The following is a 15,825-nucleotide window of genomic DNA, read 5'->3' on the forward strand; positions in this document are numbered from 1 at the left end:
CCGACATGGCCGACGGACCGGCGCCCTTCGCGCGCTATGAATGGATGATCGCCTGGCGGTATCTGCGCGCGACTCGGGCCGAAGGCGGCGTGTCGGTCATGACCTGGATCAGCCTGATCGGCATTACCCTGGCGGTGGCGGCCCTGATCGCGACGCTGGCGGTGCGCACCGGCTTCCGGTCGGAATTCGTCGACACGATCCTGGGCGCCAATGCCCATGCCACGATCTATTCCACCGGCAAGGTAGACGAACAGGGGCGGGTCGATCGTTCCATCGCCGACTATGCCGCGATGGCCGAACGGCTGGAACAGGTGCCGGGCGTCATGGACGCGGCGCCGCTGGTCAAGGGCCAGGTCATGGTCGCGAACCAGGGCCGGAACGCGGGCGCCGAGGTCTTCGGCATTTCGGCCGCCGACCTGGCGGACATCCCCGGCGTGGCCGAAAGCCCCGATGCGACGGGCGACCTGTCCCGTTTCGGCGAAGGCGTGGCGCTGGGCGCTGCACTGGCGCGCGAACTGGGCGTGCAGGTGGGCGACGGCGTGCGGCTGATCTCTCCGGAAGGGGTGCGCACGGCCTTCGGCACCAGCCCGCGGGTGAAGGGGTACGAGGTCGTCTATGTCTTTTCCGCCGGGCGCTACGACATCGACCGGACGCGGGTCTACATGCCCTTTGCCGAGGCACAGGATTACTTCAACCGCGAAGGCGTGGCGGACCAGATCGACGTGATGCTGGACGACCCGGAACATGTGCAGCAGGTCGAACTGGCACTGCTGCAGGCCGCCGGGCCCACGGCGGTGATCTGGACCTGGCAGGACATGCAGGGCGGGTTCCTGCGGGCGCTTCAGATGGAAGACAACGTGATGTTCGTCATCCTGTCGATCCTGGTGCTGATCGCGACCATGAACATCGTGTCGGGCCTGATCATGCTGGTGAAGAACAAGGGCCGCGACATCGGCGTTCTGCGCACCATCGGGCTGAGCGAGGGCGCGGTGCTGCGGGTCTTCTTCATCTGCGGGGCGGCGACCGGCGTGGCCGGCACGGTGCTGGGCGTGACGCTGGGGTGCCTCTTTGCCATCTACATCGACCAGATCTTCGCGGTGGTGGACTATATCGCCGGGGGAGGGGTCTGGGATCCGCAGATCCGTGGCATCTATGCGCTGCCGGCGGAACTGCAACTGGACGACGTGCTGTCGGCGGTGGCGCTGTCCCTGGGCCTGTCCTTTATCGTCACGATCTTCCCGGCACGGCGTGCGGCCCGGATGAACCCGGTGGAGGCGCTGCGCTATGAGTGACATCGCGCTGCGCCTGGCGGGCGTGACCAAGACCTACAATGCCGGCAAGCCAAACGAGGTCGCTGTTCTGCGCGGGATCGAATTGGACCTGCGGGCGGGCGAGGCCGTGGCGCTGGTGGCGCCGTCTGGGGCCGGCAAGTCGACGCTGCTGCATATCGCGGGGCTTCTGGACACCGCCGATGGCGGCGTCGTCGAAATCGGCGGGCGCGACATGTCCGGGGCGGGCGACGCGGCGCGCACGGCGGTGCGGCGGCGCGACGTGGGTTTCGTCTACCAGTTTCACCACCTTCTGCCGGAATTCACGGCGGCCGAGAACATCGTGCTGCCGCAACTGGCCAATGGTGTGGCGCGCGGGGCGGCAAAGGCCCGCGCGGCAGAGCTTCTGGACAGCGTCGGCGTGGGCGCCCGCGCGGGCCACCGGCCGGCGGCCCTGTCGGGGGGCGAACAGCAGCGGGTGGCCTTCTGCCGAGCGCTGGCCAACCGGCCGCGGGTGCTGCTGGCGGACGAACCCACGGGAAATCTGGACCCGGCAACGTCCGAACGGGTGTTCGAGGCGCTGATGGCGCTGGTCCGGAACGAAGGCCTTGCGGCGCTGGTCGCAACCCATAATCCGGATCTCGCCGCGCGCATGGATCGGGTGCTGCGGATGGAGAACGGGCAGCTGGCCGGCTGAGGTCGGTCAGGCCGCGATCCTACGGTTCCGCGTTGCCCCGTCGGATGCCTTCCGCATCTTTTGTCTCGCCGGGGGTGCGGGCCCGACGCCCGGTTTGGCGGTGCAACCTTTGCAGCCTGTACAAGAGGGCGGGGCAATGGCTGTGGATCAGGCGGTGGCGGTATGCGCGGATCACACGGGAAACAGGCGTGACATATGCTGCCGGCGGATCGGACGGCAGCAGTGTACCCCGCTTTCGGTCAGTCGCAGATGCCTTTCAGGTCGGCTTCCTTCCACGGCAGGTAGACATCCGACTGCCGGCTTTGCGGCAGGTCCGACACCGGGAAAGCGCCGGCCAGCATCTCGTGCAGGCGTTTCGTGCGCTTGCCCTTCGGGTCGATGGCGCTGCAGCAGATGTATTCCTCGACGATGGCCCCCTGCTGTTCGTAACCGAATGACAGGAAGCCCTCGTCGCTGGCCACGTCGAAGAGATACGGGTCGGAAGATTCCTGATGTTCCATTGCCGCCTTCAGCGGGTGATAGCCGGTGCGCTTGCGGTTTTGCCATTGCCAGACATGGACCATCTCGTGCCCGAAGAGCATAGCCTCGACCAGGTACATCCGGTTGGGATAGTCGGGCATGTAGTTCGGCAGATACCAGGTGTCGGCAAAGAGCACCTTGTTGAACAGCGTCACCGCCGCAGGCGAGGTCGTGACGATGTCGCTGGTGGGCGGCGGGAAGATCCGTTCGCGGCAGGTCACACGCGGCCGCGGCGGGCGGCGGAAGGTGACCGAATCGACCGGCGCCCCGGTGGCCAGCCGCACGCGCTTCGTGTTCAGCTGATCGCCGTAGAGAGAGGTCGCGAAAGCCTTTTCCGACGGCGTCAGGGGGCGGCCGCAACTGGAAACGGTCAACGCCAGAAGCGCCAGAAGGAACACACGCGGGATCGACATGAGGCGCACGCTAGCCCGCTTTCGCGGCTGCGGGTAGGGGGCAGGCAAGCCCCTGGCGCGATTGTCAAAGATCGCGGCCCGGGTGCGGGGACGGAAGGTCCTGCCCGACGCCGGGCAGGTGCCCGTGGCAAGGTCGCTGTCAGAGGCTGCGCGCCAGTGTCCCGCTGATTTCCGAAAGCGACCGGCCCGACTGGTCCATCCAGGTGTTGAAGGCGCCCTGCACGGCGCGCAGCGCGGTCCTGGACGTGGCGGGCTTGTCGATCACGCCTTCGACGATCAGCCGCTGGGTCACGTCGGTCGACAAGACGAAGGCATCCCGCCCCATCATCCGCATTGCGTATTGCGCGCTAGTCCCGCCCATGTGGGACGCCCTGGTCTTCAGAAGATCCATCAGCCCGATGAAATCGGTCGAGGGCCAGAGCCCAAGGACCTTGCCTGCGCCGCCCTGGTCACTGAGGCCGGACAGGAACACGGCATTTTCGCGCACCGTCGCGATCTTCTTGCCGTTCCGCACGATCTGGTCGTCCGCAACCAACCGGTCGAACCAGTCGTCGTCCATCATCGCGCACCGGCCGATGTCGAAGCCTTCGAAGGCGGCTTCGAAGCCAGGCCATTTCTGTTCGATGACCTTCCAGGAAAACCCGGCCTGAAAGATCGAACGCGTCATCTGCGCCAGCCAGCGATCTGCAGGGATCTGTTCCAGCTCGGCCCCGGACAAGGGGCGGGCCAGCTTCGTCTCCAGCGCCTGTGGGCCGCCGTGGCGGTCGGCGGCAATGGCAAAGATCTCGTCGAAGCTGCGCATGGGCGAATCCCCGTCCAGATGTTTTCCTTTTGTTCACTTTGGCCCGGCGCGGTGCGCCCGGCAAGAGTTCAATCAAGACTCAATCAGGGGGCGAAGAAGGTGGCGGTCGCGGTGGCGACCAGCTTGCCGCTGTCTTCTTCCGTCATCTCGGCCCGGGCGAAGACCAGCGCCTTGCCGGCGCGGACGACGAGGGCGCGGCAGAGGATCGCCGTGCCGGTGCCGGGGCGCAGGAACTGTGTGTGCAGGTCGGTCGTGGCGAAGGGTCTGAAGCCCCCGGCATGGGCGCAGGCGGCCAGGACCATCGATGTGTCGGCCAAGGCGGCAAGGGCCTGGCCCGAGACGATGCCGCCCACACGGGCAAGGTGGGGGCCAAGGGGCATCCTGACGGTGACTTCCTCGGGCGATGTGGCGGTCACTTCGGGCTTCAGCGCGCGCACCCAGTCGGCGAAATAGTCCTGAAGCAGCTGTTGCGCATCTGCCGGCGTCATGATCGATCCTCCCTCGGTTCTTTCGGGCGAGGTTAGAGCGGCCGGAACGCGGCGTCGAGCCGGGTTGATCAGGGCGCGGCGGTGCACCATCCTGCCGCCATCAGGACGGAGAAGTGGCCAATGCTGGGATATGTGACAGGCGGGGACAAGGGCGCGGCGGACAAGTGCCTGGCGGCCTTCGCGACAGAGGCTGCGGCGCGCGGGCTGCGTCTGGCGGGGATCGTACAGGACAACGTGGCCTGCGCGGACAGCGAGTTGTGCGACATGGATGCGGTGGTGCTGCCCGACGGGCCGGTGATCCGGATCTCGCAATCGCTGGGCGCGGGATCGCGGGGGTGCCGGCTTGACCCGGAGGCGCTGGAACAGGCGGTGGCCGAGGTGGAACAGCGGCTGGCGACCGGACCGTTGCCGGATCTTCTGATCGTCAACAAGTTCGGCAAGCATGAAGCGGGCGGTCGCGGCTTCCGCCCGGTGATCGCCGAGGCACTGGCCCGCGGCATCCCGGTGCTGACGGCCGTAAACCCCGGCAATGCCGAGGCCTTTGCGGCATTCGCCGGCGACATGGGGCGCAGGCTGGACGCGGACCCGGAGGCCCTGAGGGCCTGGCTGGGAGAGGTTCGGGCCGACGCGGCCTGAACCGTTTTCGGGAAAGCCCGGGCGCATCCGGCGCGCGGCCTGCGGGCCGGCTGCTGCCGCAGGCAGGCAGGGGTTACCCGGCTTCCGGAACTTCGGCCACGACCACGATTTCGATCTTCAGGCCCGGCAGCACCAGCGCCGCGTTGACCGTGGCACGTGCCGGCGGCGTCGCGCCGTCCAGCCATTCGGCCCAGAGCTTGTTCATCTCGGGGAAATCCGCCAGATCGGTCAGGTAGATCGTCGCCGACAGCATCTGGGTGCGGTCGCTGCGCAGATCTGCCAGGATCTTGTCGATGCGGGCAAAGACCTCTTTCGTCTGGGTGGCGAAATCCCCGGACTGGTTGTCCATGGCGACCTGGCCTGCCAGGTGGGCGACGCCGTTGTGGACTACGGCCTGGGACATGATCGGGCCGGGGGAGACATGGATGGGCATGGGGGGTCCTTTACAGCAGATGACCGTGCCGCGGCCCCGGATCCGGAACAGGGATACGAAACCTCGACCGGAGGGAAGAGTGTGCGGGCCGGACAATCGCGTGCCAGAGGCGCCAGCGCAAGGCCCCGGGAGCAAGGGTCGCACCCGCGGGTCCCGCGGCGATCGGGGGCGATCGGGAATGTGACGGCGCCCATGCCGGCGGGCCGGCCGTGACCTCGGGGCCCGGCGGCGGTCGGCCGGATCGGTGGGGACGGGGAAGAGCGCGGGGCGGGCCTCGGCGCCCCGTTTCCGTTTGCCGTCCGCCTGTCTGGAAAGGCGGAAGAGGGCCGATAGCGCGCCGGCACCTTGCCAGGTGACGGGGCGGGCACTAACTGGACCGACAACGAGACAACTTTGCGCAGACCTGAACGGGCGGAAACAGCGATGACGGGCAAGGTGCTGACGGTCCGGAACCCGGACTTCATCGTTGACGGCAGCGATGACGATTTCCGAACCATGCTGCACAACATCTTTACCATCCATGCCCGGCTGGAAGGGATCCGTGCCGTGATGGGCAACCAGCTGGGCCTGACCGGCGGGCAGTGGACCATCCTTCAGACAGTGGCGCATCTGGAACGGTTCGGCGATGTTGCCGTGAAGGACGTGGCCGAACAGCTGGGCCAGTCCGGGGCCTTCATCACGATCGAGGTGGGCAAGCTGGTGCAGGCGGGCCTTCTGTCCAAGACGCCGGACCCCAGGGACCGCCGCCGGGTGCGGCTGGCACTGACCGCCCTGACGCGGGATAAACTCGCCCGGACCTCACCCATCCTGGCCGAAGTCAACGACCAGATCTTCGACGGGCTGGACCGCGAGGATTTCGTGGCCCTGTGTCGGATGGCGGGGAAGATCCGCGAAGGATCGGACAAGGCGCTGGTCCTGGCGCAGTATCTGATGGCCGCATCCCAAGCACGGTGATCCAAATGACCCGACGGCCGCTGTCGCAGGCCTGCTGGGCAGCGGCCGCGGCAGGATGGCAGGCTTTAAGGATCAGGATCCTTTCGCCCTGCGTCGTCGGCGCCAAATCCGCGAAGATCACGGGAAAGCCGCCGGACCGCGCGCCTGACCCGGCCGAGGCGGTCAAGACGGTGCTGAAGGCCTGGCGCCTTGGCGATACCGTGGTGCGGGGCCGGCCGCGTGCCGCATGACACGCGGGTGCGCCGAGATCCGGTTTTTCGCCTGCGGGCCGGAGATCCTGGCGGTCTTCAGGGTCGGCGACCGGCACCCGGGCAATCAGGAACTGTCGCAGTGGACGGGTCTCCCGAAGCCCACTGTGTCGTGCCCGACCTTCATGCCGACCGAACTGGGCTATCTGGTCGTCAACCTGCGCTTCAACACCTGCGAGATCGGCGGCAAGACGCTTGCCCCTGGCCATCGGGCGCTGGCGGCGGTCGATATGCGGCAGGTCGCACGGGACCACATGGCCGATATCGCCGTCCGCACCAGTCTGTGCGCGGGGCCGGCGGTGCGGGACGAGCGTGGGATCTATGGGCTGAACGTCGGCGGTCCGGCCCATCAGGTGGCGGAACAGGATCTGCAGGACGTCGTGGGCCCGATGATGGCAGACACGATCCGCACACTGGAGGAACGTCTTGGCGTCGCCCCCTGTTCGCCGCTTGCGCGGGACAGACCGCGCGCCGATGGTGGACAGATGGTCGGTCATCGGTTCCATCTTCCCGAAAGCTCTCCCCTGTCGCTCAGGGATCAGATCTGCGACGTCATCGGCCGCGCCATTGCCGACGGGGCGCTGGGCCCGGGGCAGGCGCTGCCGTCCTGCCGCGAGATGTCGGGACAACTGAACGTCTCGCGCAGTACCGTGTTCCAGGCCTATGCCAGCCTGGTCGATCGCGGCCTGATCCGGGCGAAGGACCGCAGCGGCTATGTGGTGGATCCGGAGGCCGCGCCTTTGAACTTGCCGCCGGACGACGCGGCGGTCGAACCGACCCCGATCCCCGCGCTGGAAGGGCGCCCGCTGCCCTCGCAATTGCCCAGGATCGACACGCCCGCGGACTGGAGCCGTTACAAGTACCCGTTCATCTACAGCCAGATCGACACCGGTACCTTTCCGATCCAGGCCTGGCGGGAATGCATGCGGCTGGCCCTGAACGCGAACCGCCTTCCGCTGTGGGCCGGGGACGGCGGCGGCGCGGACAGCGCGCTGCTGGTCGACCAACTGCGTCAGCGCCTGCTGGGCTATCGCGGCATCCGCGCGGCGCCGGACGAGATCCTGATCACCGCCGGTGCGCAGAACGGGCTCTATATCCTGGGCACGCTCTTCGGCGGCCCCGGCGCACAGGTCGCGATCGAGGATCCGGGCTATCCCGAGGCGCGCAATGCCTTCGCGCTGACCGGCCACCGCCTGTGCCCCGTGCCGCTGGACAGCGACGGAATGCAGGTCGACCGGATCCCAGACGGCTGCCGCATGGTCTATGTCACGCCCAGCCACCAGTTCCCGACGACCGTCACCATGAGCCTGGAACGGCGCAGGGCGCTGATCGATCTGGCGGTGAAGCGGCAGATGATCGTGATCGAGGACGACTACGAATCGGAACGCAACTTCCTGAAGGACGCGTTGCCGCCGATCCGGGTGCTGTCGCCTTCGGGGACCGCGGTCTATGTCGGCTCGCTCTCCAAGGCGCTCTCGCCCGGGCTGCGGCTTGGGTACATCGTGGCGGACCGGCGGATCATCCGCGAGGCAACGGCGATCCGGCGGGCGATGATGCGGAACCCGGCGGCGCTGCTTCAGGACGCGATGGCGCATTTCCTGGCGCTGGGCCATCAGGACGCCCATCTGCGCGGCCTGCACCGGCGGTTCCGCCGCCGGTGGGAAACGATGCGCGCGGCGCTGGCCACCCATATGCCGGACCTGCCCATGGGCGCGGGGCAGGGCGGGTCGTCCTTCTGGATCGAAGGTCCGGACCGGCTGGACACCGACCGGCTGCAGGCCCGGCTGCGCGCGCGGGGCGTCCTGATCGACAAAGGCACACCGTTCTTCATCGACCCGGCCCGGGCCCGCGGCCGCTTTCGTCTCAGCTTCGGGGCGCTGCGCAGCAACGACATCGACCCGGGCATCGCACTGGTGGCCGGGGAGCTGCGGGCGCTGATCTGAACTGTCCACCTTGTTGACTGGATCTGTCCCTTCGCAACGGCCGAGCCCGGGCCTAGCCTGCGCCCGGACAAGACAGCAAGCAGGGGGCAGGACATGGACCAGCAGACAGAGACACCGTTGCCGGTGACGTGGTCGACGGACGAGATCGTCGCCAGGCGGGACCGGTACTTTGCAGCGACCCAGCGGGCCTTCGTGCCCTACGAAAAGCCGCTGATCATCAAGCGCGGGCAGGGGCAATATGTCTGGGACGAACTCGACAACCGGCTGATCGACCTGCTGGGCATGAACCTCTGCATCTCGGTCGGGCACGCCCATCCACGGGTCGTCAAGGCGGTGCAGGAACAGGTCGCCGAACTCACCCATTGCACGACGATGTTCTATCACCCGGTGCCCGCCCATTTCGCCGAGGAACTGGCGCAGACCATGCCAGAAGGCCACGACTGGGTGGTCCATTTCACCAATTCGGGGACCGAGGCCATCGACCTGGCGCTGATGATGGCGCGGCTGGCCACCGGGAACATGGACATGATCGCGCTGCGCAATTCCTATCACGGCGCGACCTATGGCGCGCAGGCCGTGACCGGGGTCATGAATTTCCGTCACAACACGGGGCAGCTGTCGAATATCTCCTTTGCGGCGGAACCGAACCAGTATCGCGGTGCTTTCGGGCCAGGCACGCAGCCCTATCTGGACGAGTTGGACCGCGTGATCCGACACACCACCAGCGGCCGACTGGCCGGCATGATCATCGAACCCGTTCAGGGTTATGGCGGCATCGTCCCGATGCCCGAGGGTTACATGAGGGGCGCCTTCGAACATGTCCGCGCCCATGGCGGGCTGGCCATCGTGGACGAGGTGCAGTCGGGCTTCGGCAAGACCGGCGACGCGATGTGGTGCTTCGAGGCGCACGATGTCGTCCCCGACATCATGGTCCTGGCCAAGGGCATCGGCAACGGCATCCCGCTGGGCGCCGTCATCGCCAAACGCGAGGTGGCCGAGGCGATGGACGGCAAGTTCCTGTTCCACACCTACGGCGCCAACCCTGCGGCCTGCGCCGCAGGACGTGCGGTCTTGCAGATCATCAAGGACGAAGACCTGATCGCCAATGCCCGCGAGGTGGGGGCAAAACTGCATGACGGCCTTCTGGACCTGCAACAGCGCTTCCCGGTCATCGGCGACGTGCGGGGCCGGGGTTTCATGCAGGCGGTGGAACTGGTCAAGGACCGCACCACAAAGGACCCCGCACCGGCGGAGACGGCCTTTGTCTTCGAACGCACCCGGGAACACGGGCTGGTCCTGTCGAAATCCGGTAATGACAAGAACATTCTGCGGATGGTGCCGCCGCTGTGCCTGTCGATGGCAGATGTGGACCCGGTGATCGACGCCTTCGCGCAAAGTTTCGCGGACCTGGAGGCGCGCTGAGGCCGGCCGCCGCGCACTTCGCACTGGCATTTGGGGGCGGCCCCCGGGCATGTTGGCCCCCGACGACGGAACGGAGGGCGCAGCATGCTGATCAATGTCGGGCAGGACAGGACCGTCGCCATCGACCTGCGGCTGGCGGTCTGGCTGTCGCTGGTCGCGGGCGCAGTGAATGCGGCCGGGTTCCGGGCGCTGGGCTATTTCTCGGCCAACATGACCGGTAATGTCTCGACCCTGTCGGACATGCTGGCCATCGGCCGGCTGGGCGTGGCGCTGTGGTTTGCAAGCCTTGTGCTGGCCTTCATCTTCGGCGCCTTCGTGTCGGCTCTCTTGGTCGAGGCCGGGCAGGCCCGCCGGATCCGCGGCATCTATGCCTTCTCGATCCTGGCCGAGGCGCTGTTGCTGGTGATCCTGGCCGCGCTGGACATGGCCCTGCCGATCGAGATCACGGGCCGCGTCATGATGGTGGGCCTCAGCTTCGTGATGGGCCTGCAGAACGCGGCGACGACCCGGATTTCGGATGCGCGGGTCCGGACCAGCCACGTGTCGGGCATTGCCACGGATATCGGGATCGAATTGGCCCAGCTGCTGGGCCAGGGCCGGCACCAGCCCGCGCTGCGGTCAAAGCTTCTGCTGCATGTGGCGACGCTGGCGGCTTTCTTCGGCGGCGGCTTGGCCGGGGTCTGGGGCTATGAACGGATCGGCCCGACCATCTTTCTTCTGGTCGCGGCCCTGTTGGTCGCGCTGGCCGTGCCGGAGCTGCGCCGCGTCTATGCAGGCGACCGGACCGGCCGCTAAGGCCGCCTGGCCCATGTCGTGGCCGGATCGGCCGATGGCACCAGCGGGGCCAGCGCCTGCGTCGCCGCGCCGCTTGGCGTCGCGGTCGAGACGAGCGCCACGACCCGCCATCCGTCGGGCGTTTCCCACAGCACCGGCGCGCCGGAGGTTCCGGGGATCACCGGGCAATCCAGCCCGATCAGGCCGGCATCCCGCGCCGTGACATGGCACGGGATTTGCCGCGACAGGGCCTGGGCCCGGTCGCGCCGATAGCCGATCAGGGCCAGCGCCGGATCATCTTGGGGTAGGGTGGCCAGCGGCAGCGGGACCACGACGTCCGCGGCTATCGGTTCGGCCAGCCGCATGAAGCCCACATCCCTGCGGGCCCGGGCGGCCGATGCCGGTGCGTCGGGCTCGAACTCGGGATCGACCAGAAGCTCGGCCGCAACGCTGTGGGCGGCATAGTCGCCGCTGCGCCAGCCGGCGACGAAATGAATATCCTCGGGCCGGGCGGGCACTCCGTTGCGGAACAGGCAATGCGCGGCCGTCAGGACAAGGTCGGCGGCGATCAGCGTGCCGGTACACATCCGGCGGCTTCGGTATTCCGCCTGGTTCACCCGGCCGATGGCGTTCCAGGCAGGCTGCTCGGCTGCGGGCAGAAGCTCTGCCTGCTGGGCCCGGGCTGCCGGGGCAGAGAGGAGCAGGCACAGGGCAAGGCGAAGCAGCATCGGGACCGTCGCGGGCGGGGAAAGGATGTGGCGAACCCCAACCCTAGGGTCCCGACCCACGGTCCGGCAACCGGTTCGGCCATCGGGCAGGGGGATCGGTCGCGAACAGATCCGCGCCGCGAGATGGGCGCGGGCGGCGGTGGGTCAAGGTGGACGAAGTGAACCGCACGCAGACGCCGGCTGCGGTCGCGCGGGATCGGTTGATCGAAACCATGTGCGACGCCTGCATGGCGTTCCAGCGACACTCTGTGCATTCGGCCCACCCGCAGCCCGGGCTGGACCCTGTCGGGTGCCTGGCATCGGCGTGCTGGCCACATTTGGCCTGCCGACGAGGCGCTGGCGCAGGTCGCGGTGGGCCCGGCGCTGTCCATCCCGGGCACGACCATTTTGTGCGTCCCTGCACGATCTTGGCGGCGAGTGTACCGTGCGCATCGACATCTGTTCCTTGCGCTACGCTTGGCGACACCCAAAACGGGGTGAAGAGGCGGCTGGTAACCCGCCTCTCTGGTCCGCATCTTCGCCATGATGGCGCCTTACTGCAAAGCGGCGCGGTATCAGGCGGCCTGACCGATACCGGTGGAACGGTCCATCCCGGGGAGCGAGGCAACCCAGGCCCCGTCCGTGTAGCGTGCAGAGATCCGGCCTGCGTCGTCCATGACATGGAGCGACAGCCAGCCGTTTTCGAACAGGGCCTTCAGCTGCGGATGACGCTGCAGTACGTCGGAAATCGCCTCGGTCGGGGCTGCGACCACAACCGAGAGCCGCAACGGATCGTGGTAGAGCCGTTCTCCGTCGTGAAGCGACTGCATCGGCAGCCCGACCTTCAGGTCGCCTCCATTGCCTTCGAAAACGCCGAATCCGCCCACGACGTTGTGCAACAGCTTGTTGCCTGCCCCGAACACCTCGGGCGCGGTTGCAGAGCCGTGATATTGCAGCGCGATCCAGCTGGTGACGACGGCAGGCGCGGTCAGGATCAGCTCCAGCGTGCCAAAGCCTGCATCCTGCCGCCAATCGTAGTCGTGCAGGAAGGCCCGCCCCCGCAGATCGCAGCCCGCACTGCGATGCCTTGGCGCGACAATGAATGACCGGCATCCCGCCAGACCCCATTCGGAACGCAGCTCGGACCAGTCCTTGCCGCGCCGGGGCAGACCCGTTCCCGCATCCGCACGGGGCAGGCTCTGCGCCCGGGCCGTCCGCGCAATCTCGCCTGCCTTGGCAAGCGCCGCCTGCAGGCGCGCCAGATGCGCCGGTGGCACGGCGCCGGTCCCTTCGGCGAAAAGGTGCAGGTCGTCGCTGACGGTGTCATGCAGCCCCGCCAGGAACCGCGTCTTCGGCGGGATGGCGATGCCTGTCCGCGAGAGCCCCTCGCGCACCTCGGGATCGTTGAGCAGTCCCGCCAGAAGCCGCGCATTGACATCGCCGGAATGGCCGCCACAGGCGCCGCATTGCAATGCGCTTGCATGGGGGGCGTTGGTGACCCGGGCGGCGTGCGCTGCGATCAGCAACAGCGGCGCGAAATCGGACGTGAGCGACATCGCCCGAAGGACCCGACCCGCCAGTGCCACCCGTTCTGCCGGCGGCAGATCGAGCGCTGGCATGGGTTCGGGGTGCGGGGCGGAGCCCTGTGCCATCGCCGCGCCGAACAGCTTGCCCAGGTACAGCGGCCCGGCCGCCTCGACGAAAGCGAAGGACGACACCGCGGCCAGCTTGAACCGGCCCCATGCGCGGACTGCGCGCCGGGCGATCCGCTCTGCCCGGTCAGCCGCGCCGCTTACCGCGACCTGCGACTCGAGCGACGTTTCCAGCAGCACCGGCGCGCGTGCCTCTAACTGGTCCGAAGCCAGTCCGCGATGCGCGATGGGCAGGCCGAAGAACCCGGCGAAGCCGCGCGTTTGCACCCCCGGATCGACCGCTTCGAGCGCCCGCCGGAACGGCTCGGACCGCACGTCGATGCAGAAGACCGCCTGAATGTCGGGCGGGGGCGTCCCGGCCCGATTGCCCGCGGCGGCAAGCTTGTCCGCCAGCACCCGTTCCTCGGCCCGGTCCATGGCCTCCTGAAGGGCCAGGTCGATGCGCAGGTCGAGACCCGGTTCCAATGGCGCGGCATGATCTTTCAGCGCTTGAACCCAGGGCGCGGCGAGCTGGTCCCCGAAACGGTCGAGCAATGCGACCTCCCATGCCAGCCGGATCACCAGCATTTCGAAGCTCAGCGCATTGCGTTCGCCCTTCAGGCTGTCGGCCCAGCCCAGCCCGCGCGCATATTGCACCCAGCCGCCAAGGGTCATCGCAAGCCGGTGCAGGTAGAACGGCGCGGCCTCGGCGCCGAGACCCAGCCTGCCCGTGAGTTCTGCGAAAGCCGCGCGCGCATCCGTGGGCAGGCCCGCTGCGAAAACGCAAAAGCCCCCCAGGCCGTGCAGGTCCGGCGTCAGGTCGCGAAGCGCGAAGGCCCTCCAGGCCGTGAAGGCCGACCCACCAGGCGCGGGCCAGAGCGCTTGCCCCTTGTCGAAATGCCCGGCAGCCCACAGACCGACCCGGTCTCGGATCAGCGCGGGCCAGTCTTGCTCGGTCCGGGCCGTCGCGATATCGGCCAGCGTCGGATCTGGCAGATATACGGGCGACGGAGTGTGCAGCGCCGCCTGCACCCGGTCGGGATCGAGCCCGGCCTGGACGGCGGCGGCGGCGATGTCCTGCGGCGTGATCCGCCCGGCCTTGTACCACCGGGCGACCACTTCGCGGGGCGCGGTCGTCCGGGCGCCTGCCGCCCGCGCCAGCCGGGCCGCGGCCTGAAGGCGGGTCTGTTCGACCTGCCCCAGGTAGGGGTTCACCGCCACCGTTGCCTCCAACCCGAAGGCGGGCGGGATCTGCGCAAGCGCGTGTTCTGCGGCGTCAAAGAGCTGCAGCGTCGGGCCGGGGAATTGATAGCTATGAAAATTCATCGCCTTATCCTTTCCGAAGATGGGGCTGTCCGATCAACCGATCGGTAAGCGCATTTAGGTAGAGACCGTTCATCAGATGGACGCGCAGTCCTGCCGCAGCGGGGTGGCCGGACCACAGTGGGAAGGTCGCCTGCGCCCAAGCCACAAGACCGAAGCCCAGGATCGTCAGAAGCATCACGAGCCAGATCAGCGGGTCGGCTACGGGCGGCGGCGGCAAGGTGCCCGCCGAAAGCGCATTGGCCCCCCAGTGCAGCGCGAAATAGCCAAGGGTCGCGGCCAGGGACATCAGCGTCGTGCGCCAGAACAGGGGCCAGGGCGCGGCGTCGGCCAGTCCCTGCGCGATCAGGTAGGCCACGCCGAAGACAAGGATCGCCCCCAACGCGAGCGCCTGCGGCGGCTCGTGCCAGAGCCCGGAAAGCGCCAGCGCCCCGCCGTAGATCGCAAGCGCAAGCAGGAAGGCACGCAGCACCGCCCCCGCGCCGGGCACCGCGACAGGGCCCGGCCTGCGCTGCTGCGCCACTGCCGCGACCGCGCTGCCCGAGGACAGGAAGGCATGCGCCTTGTAGAGCGAATGCGCCACGATATGGAGCAAGGCCAACGGGAACAGCGCCAGACCGCATTGCAGCACCATGAAGCTCATCTGCGCGCAGGTGGACCAGGCGAGCGAGGTTTTCACCGCGGCCTGTGTCGTCGCCACCGTCGCGGCGACAAGCGCGCTGAGCCCGCCAATCAGCGCCAGCACCGCAAGGACGCCGGGTGCGGCAAGCATCACATCCGCGAAGCGGATCAGCAGGAAGCCCCCGGCATTGACCACCCCTGCATGCAACAGCGCCGAGACAGGGGTCGGGGCTTCCATCACCTCGGTCAGCCAGCCATGGGTCGGGACAAGCGCGGATTTGAACACCGCAGCGACGCCCAGAAAAGCCGCCACGTGCCAGAGCGTCTGCGGACCCTGACCGGTGCGCGCGGCCGCAAGGATGCGCGCGATATCGGTGGTGCCGAACCCGTGGGCAAGCAGGCCCGCCGCGATCAGCAAGGCGCCGCTTGCGACCAGCCCGCCCAGGAATTTCTTCCGCGCGGCCCGCTGCGCGCCGGGGCGCCCGGGGTAAAACAACAAGAGCCGGTGCAGGCCGGTGCCGACCGCGATCCACGCGATCACCAGCTGGAACAGGTTGCCCGCTACCACCAGCGCCAGCACGAAGGCGAGTGTCAGGCTCATCCAGCCCATGAACCGGCTCTGCCGCGCCTCGCCGTCGAGCGCGACCCGCGAAAAGCGCAGTACGACCCAACCTACGAAGCCGACGGTCAATGCCAGGGCGACACTGACGATGTCGTTGCGGGCCGAAAGACCGATACCCGCCACACCGAGAAGCGGACTTGTCGCCGGCCCGGACAGGGCAAGTGCAACCGCCGCGCCCGCCGTCGCAAGAAGACCCAGAAGTGCTGCCAGTTCCGGCCCGCGCAGGCGCGCACCGGCCCGTTCCGCGGGGCGCACAAGCAGATCTGCCCCGATGGCGATCAGAAACGCCGGCGGCAGCAGCAGAAGATATGTCATCGAAACCTC

General features: G+C 68.0%; 15 protein-coding genes. 8 read left to right on the forward strand and 7 right to left on the reverse strand.

Annotation, left to right across the window (positions count from 1 at the left end):
* Nucleotides 1-5 precede the first annotated feature (5 nt).
* Nucleotides 6-1,292 (forward strand): lipoprotein-releasing ABC transporter permease subunit, encoded by a 1,287-nt coding sequence (locus FQK05_RS13195; RefSeq protein WP_158967434.1) that lies wholly within the window; start codon nucleotides 6-8, stop codon nucleotides 1,290-1,292.
* On the forward strand, nucleotides 1,285-1,965 hold the full coding sequence (locus tag FQK05_RS13200; RefSeq protein WP_158967436.1) for an ABC transporter ATP-binding protein: 681 nt from the start codon (nucleotides 1,285-1,287) through the stop codon (nucleotides 1,963-1,965). The genes FQK05_RS13195 and FQK05_RS13200 overlap by 8 nt, the downstream gene beginning before the upstream one ends.
* Before the next feature lie 239 nt (nucleotides 1,966-2,204).
* On the opposite strand, the gene FQK05_RS13205 is transcribed toward FQK05_RS13200, so the two are convergent.
* From FQK05_RS13205 to FQK05_RS13215, 3 genes are all read right to left on the reverse strand, one after another.
* Nucleotides 2,205-2,897 carry a hypothetical protein gene (locus FQK05_RS13205; RefSeq protein ID WP_158967438.1) on the reverse strand — a complete coding sequence of 231 codons (693 nt, stop codon included), beginning with the start codon at nucleotides 2,895-2,897 and terminating at the stop codon, nucleotides 2,205-2,207.
* Nucleotides 2,898-3,036: 139 nt separating this feature from the next.
* Nucleotides 3,037-3,699: a DNA-3-methyladenine glycosylase I gene (locus FQK05_RS13210; RefSeq protein ID WP_158967440.1), complete on the reverse strand. Its 663-nt coding sequence runs from the start codon at nucleotides 3,697-3,699 to the stop codon at nucleotides 3,037-3,039.
* Between the two features lie 83 nt (nucleotides 3,700-3,782).
* Entirely contained in the window at nucleotides 3,783-4,187 is a 405-nt protein-coding gene (locus FQK05_RS13215) for a PaaI family thioesterase (protein WP_158967442.1), read from the reverse strand.
* Nucleotides 4,188-4,307: 120 nt separating this feature from the next.
* On the opposite strand from FQK05_RS13215, the gene FQK05_RS13220 reads away from it, so the two are divergent.
* Nucleotides 4,308-4,823 (forward strand): DUF2478 domain-containing protein, encoded by a 516-nt coding sequence (locus tag FQK05_RS13220; protein WP_158967444.1) that lies wholly within the window; start codon nucleotides 4,308-4,310, stop codon nucleotides 4,821-4,823.
* A gap of 73 nt (nucleotides 4,824-4,896) precedes the next feature.
* Here the strand turns inward: FQK05_RS13220 and FQK05_RS13225 are convergent, their stop codons facing one another.
* Nucleotides 4,897-5,256, reverse strand: a complete 360-nt coding sequence (locus FQK05_RS13225; protein WP_199252657.1) for a RidA family protein — start codon at nucleotides 5,254-5,256, stop codon at nucleotides 4,897-4,899.
* A gap of 423 nt (nucleotides 5,257-5,679) precedes the next feature.
* Here FQK05_RS13225 and FQK05_RS13230 point away from each other — a divergent pair, with 423 nt between their 5' ends.
* From FQK05_RS13230 to FQK05_RS13250, 5 genes are all read left to right on the forward strand, one after another.
* Nucleotides 5,680-6,210 (forward strand): MarR family winged helix-turn-helix transcriptional regulator, encoded by a 531-nt coding sequence (locus tag FQK05_RS13230; protein WP_158967446.1) that lies wholly within the window; start codon nucleotides 5,680-5,682, stop codon nucleotides 6,208-6,210.
* Between the two features lie 5 nt (nucleotides 6,211-6,215).
* On the forward strand, nucleotides 6,216-6,440 hold the full coding sequence (locus FQK05_RS13235) for a hypothetical protein (protein WP_158967448.1): 225 nt from the start codon (nucleotides 6,216-6,218) through the stop codon (nucleotides 6,438-6,440).
* On the forward strand, nucleotides 6,437-8,401 hold the full coding sequence (gene pdxR, locus FQK05_RS13240) for a MocR-like pyridoxine biosynthesis transcription factor PdxR (protein ID WP_158967450.1): 1,965 nt from the start codon (nucleotides 6,437-6,439) through the stop codon (nucleotides 8,399-8,401). Before FQK05_RS13235 ends, pdxR begins: the two co-directional genes overlap by 4 nt.
* Nucleotides 8,402-8,494: 93 nt before the next feature.
* Nucleotides 8,495-9,823, forward strand: a complete 1,329-nt coding sequence (locus tag FQK05_RS13245; RefSeq protein WP_158967452.1) for an aspartate aminotransferase family protein — start codon at nucleotides 8,495-8,497, stop codon at nucleotides 9,821-9,823.
* 84 nt (nucleotides 9,824-9,907) lie between these two features.
* Complete coding sequence (locus FQK05_RS13250) at nucleotides 9,908-10,618, forward strand: YoaK family protein (RefSeq protein ID WP_158967454.1); 711 nt, start codon at nucleotides 9,908-9,910, stop codon at nucleotides 10,616-10,618.
* On the opposite strand, the gene FQK05_RS13255 is transcribed toward FQK05_RS13250, so the two are convergent.
* The 3 genes from FQK05_RS13255 to FQK05_RS13265 form a co-directional block, all read right to left on the reverse strand.
* On the reverse strand, nucleotides 10,615-11,325 hold the full coding sequence (locus FQK05_RS13255) for a trypsin-like serine peptidase (protein WP_158967456.1): 711 nt from the start codon (nucleotides 11,323-11,325) through the stop codon (nucleotides 10,615-10,617). The genes FQK05_RS13250 and FQK05_RS13255 overlap by 4 nt on opposite strands.
* Nucleotides 11,326-11,879: 554 nt before the next feature.
* Entirely contained in the window at nucleotides 11,880-14,261 is a 2,382-nt protein-coding gene (locus FQK05_RS13260) for a YbcC family protein (RefSeq protein WP_158967458.1), read from the reverse strand.
* 4 nt (nucleotides 14,262-14,265) lie between these two features.
* Nucleotides 14,266-15,816: a proton-conducting transporter transmembrane domain-containing protein gene (locus FQK05_RS13265; protein ID WP_158967460.1), complete on the reverse strand. Its 1,551-nt coding sequence runs from the start codon at nucleotides 15,814-15,816 to the stop codon at nucleotides 14,266-14,268.
* Nucleotides 15,817-15,825: the final 9 nt, after the last annotated feature.

This window comes from Chachezhania sediminis (genome assembly GCF_009765275.1).
Lineage (GTDB): Bacteria > Pseudomonadota > Alphaproteobacteria > Rhodobacterales > Rhodobacteraceae > Chachezhania > Chachezhania sediminis.

What these genes read in the sequence shown, in the direction of transcription:
- FQK05_RS13195 (WP_158967434.1), top strand. Translation starts at nt 6, where the DNA reads ATGGCCGACGGACCGGCGCCCTTCGCGCGCTATGAATGGATGATCGCC.
- FQK05_RS13200 (WP_158967436.1), top strand. Translation starts at nt 1,285, where the DNA reads ATGAGTGACATCGCGCTGCGCCTGGCGGGCGTGACCAAGACCTACAAT.
- FQK05_RS13205 (WP_158967438.1), bottom strand. Translation starts at nt 2,897, where the DNA reads ATGTCGATCCCGCGTGTGTTCCTTCTGGCGCTTCTGGCGTTGACCGTT.
- FQK05_RS13210 (WP_158967440.1), bottom strand. Translation starts at nt 3,699, where the DNA reads ATGCGCAGCTTCGACGAGATCTTTGCCATTGCCGCCGACCGCCACGGC.
- FQK05_RS13215 (WP_158967442.1), bottom strand. Translation starts at nt 4,187, where the DNA reads ATGACGCCGGCAGATGCGCAACAGCTGCTTCAGGACTATTTCGCCGAC.
- FQK05_RS13220 (WP_158967444.1), top strand. Translation starts at nt 4,308, where the DNA reads ATGCTGGGATATGTGACAGGCGGGGACAAGGGCGCGGCGGACAAGTGC.
- FQK05_RS13225 (WP_199252657.1), bottom strand. Translation starts at nt 5,256, where the DNA reads ATGCCCATCCATGTCTCCCCCGGCCCGATCATGTCCCAGGCCGTAGTC.
- FQK05_RS13230 (WP_158967446.1), top strand. Translation starts at nt 5,680, where the DNA reads ATGACGGGCAAGGTGCTGACGGTCCGGAACCCGGACTTCATCGTTGAC.
- FQK05_RS13235 (WP_158967448.1), top strand. Translation starts at nt 6,216, where the DNA reads ATGACCCGACGGCCGCTGTCGCAGGCCTGCTGGGCAGCGGCCGCGGCA.
- pdxR (WP_158967450.1), top strand. Translation starts at nt 6,437, where the DNA reads ATGACACGCGGGTGCGCCGAGATCCGGTTTTTCGCCTGCGGGCCGGAG.
- FQK05_RS13245 (WP_158967452.1), top strand. Translation starts at nt 8,495, where the DNA reads ATGGACCAGCAGACAGAGACACCGTTGCCGGTGACGTGGTCGACGGAC.
- FQK05_RS13250 (WP_158967454.1), top strand. Translation starts at nt 9,908, where the DNA reads ATGCTGATCAATGTCGGGCAGGACAGGACCGTCGCCATCGACCTGCGG.
- FQK05_RS13255 (WP_158967456.1), bottom strand. Translation starts at nt 11,325, where the DNA reads ATGCTGCTTCGCCTTGCCCTGTGCCTGCTCCTCTCTGCCCCGGCAGCC.
- FQK05_RS13260 (WP_158967458.1), bottom strand. Translation starts at nt 14,261, where the DNA reads ATGAATTTTCATAGCTATCAATTCCCCGGCCCGACGCTGCAGCTCTTT.
- FQK05_RS13265 (WP_158967460.1), bottom strand. Translation starts at nt 15,816, where the DNA reads ATGACATATCTTCTGCTGCTGCCGCCGGCGTTTCTGATCGCCATCGGG.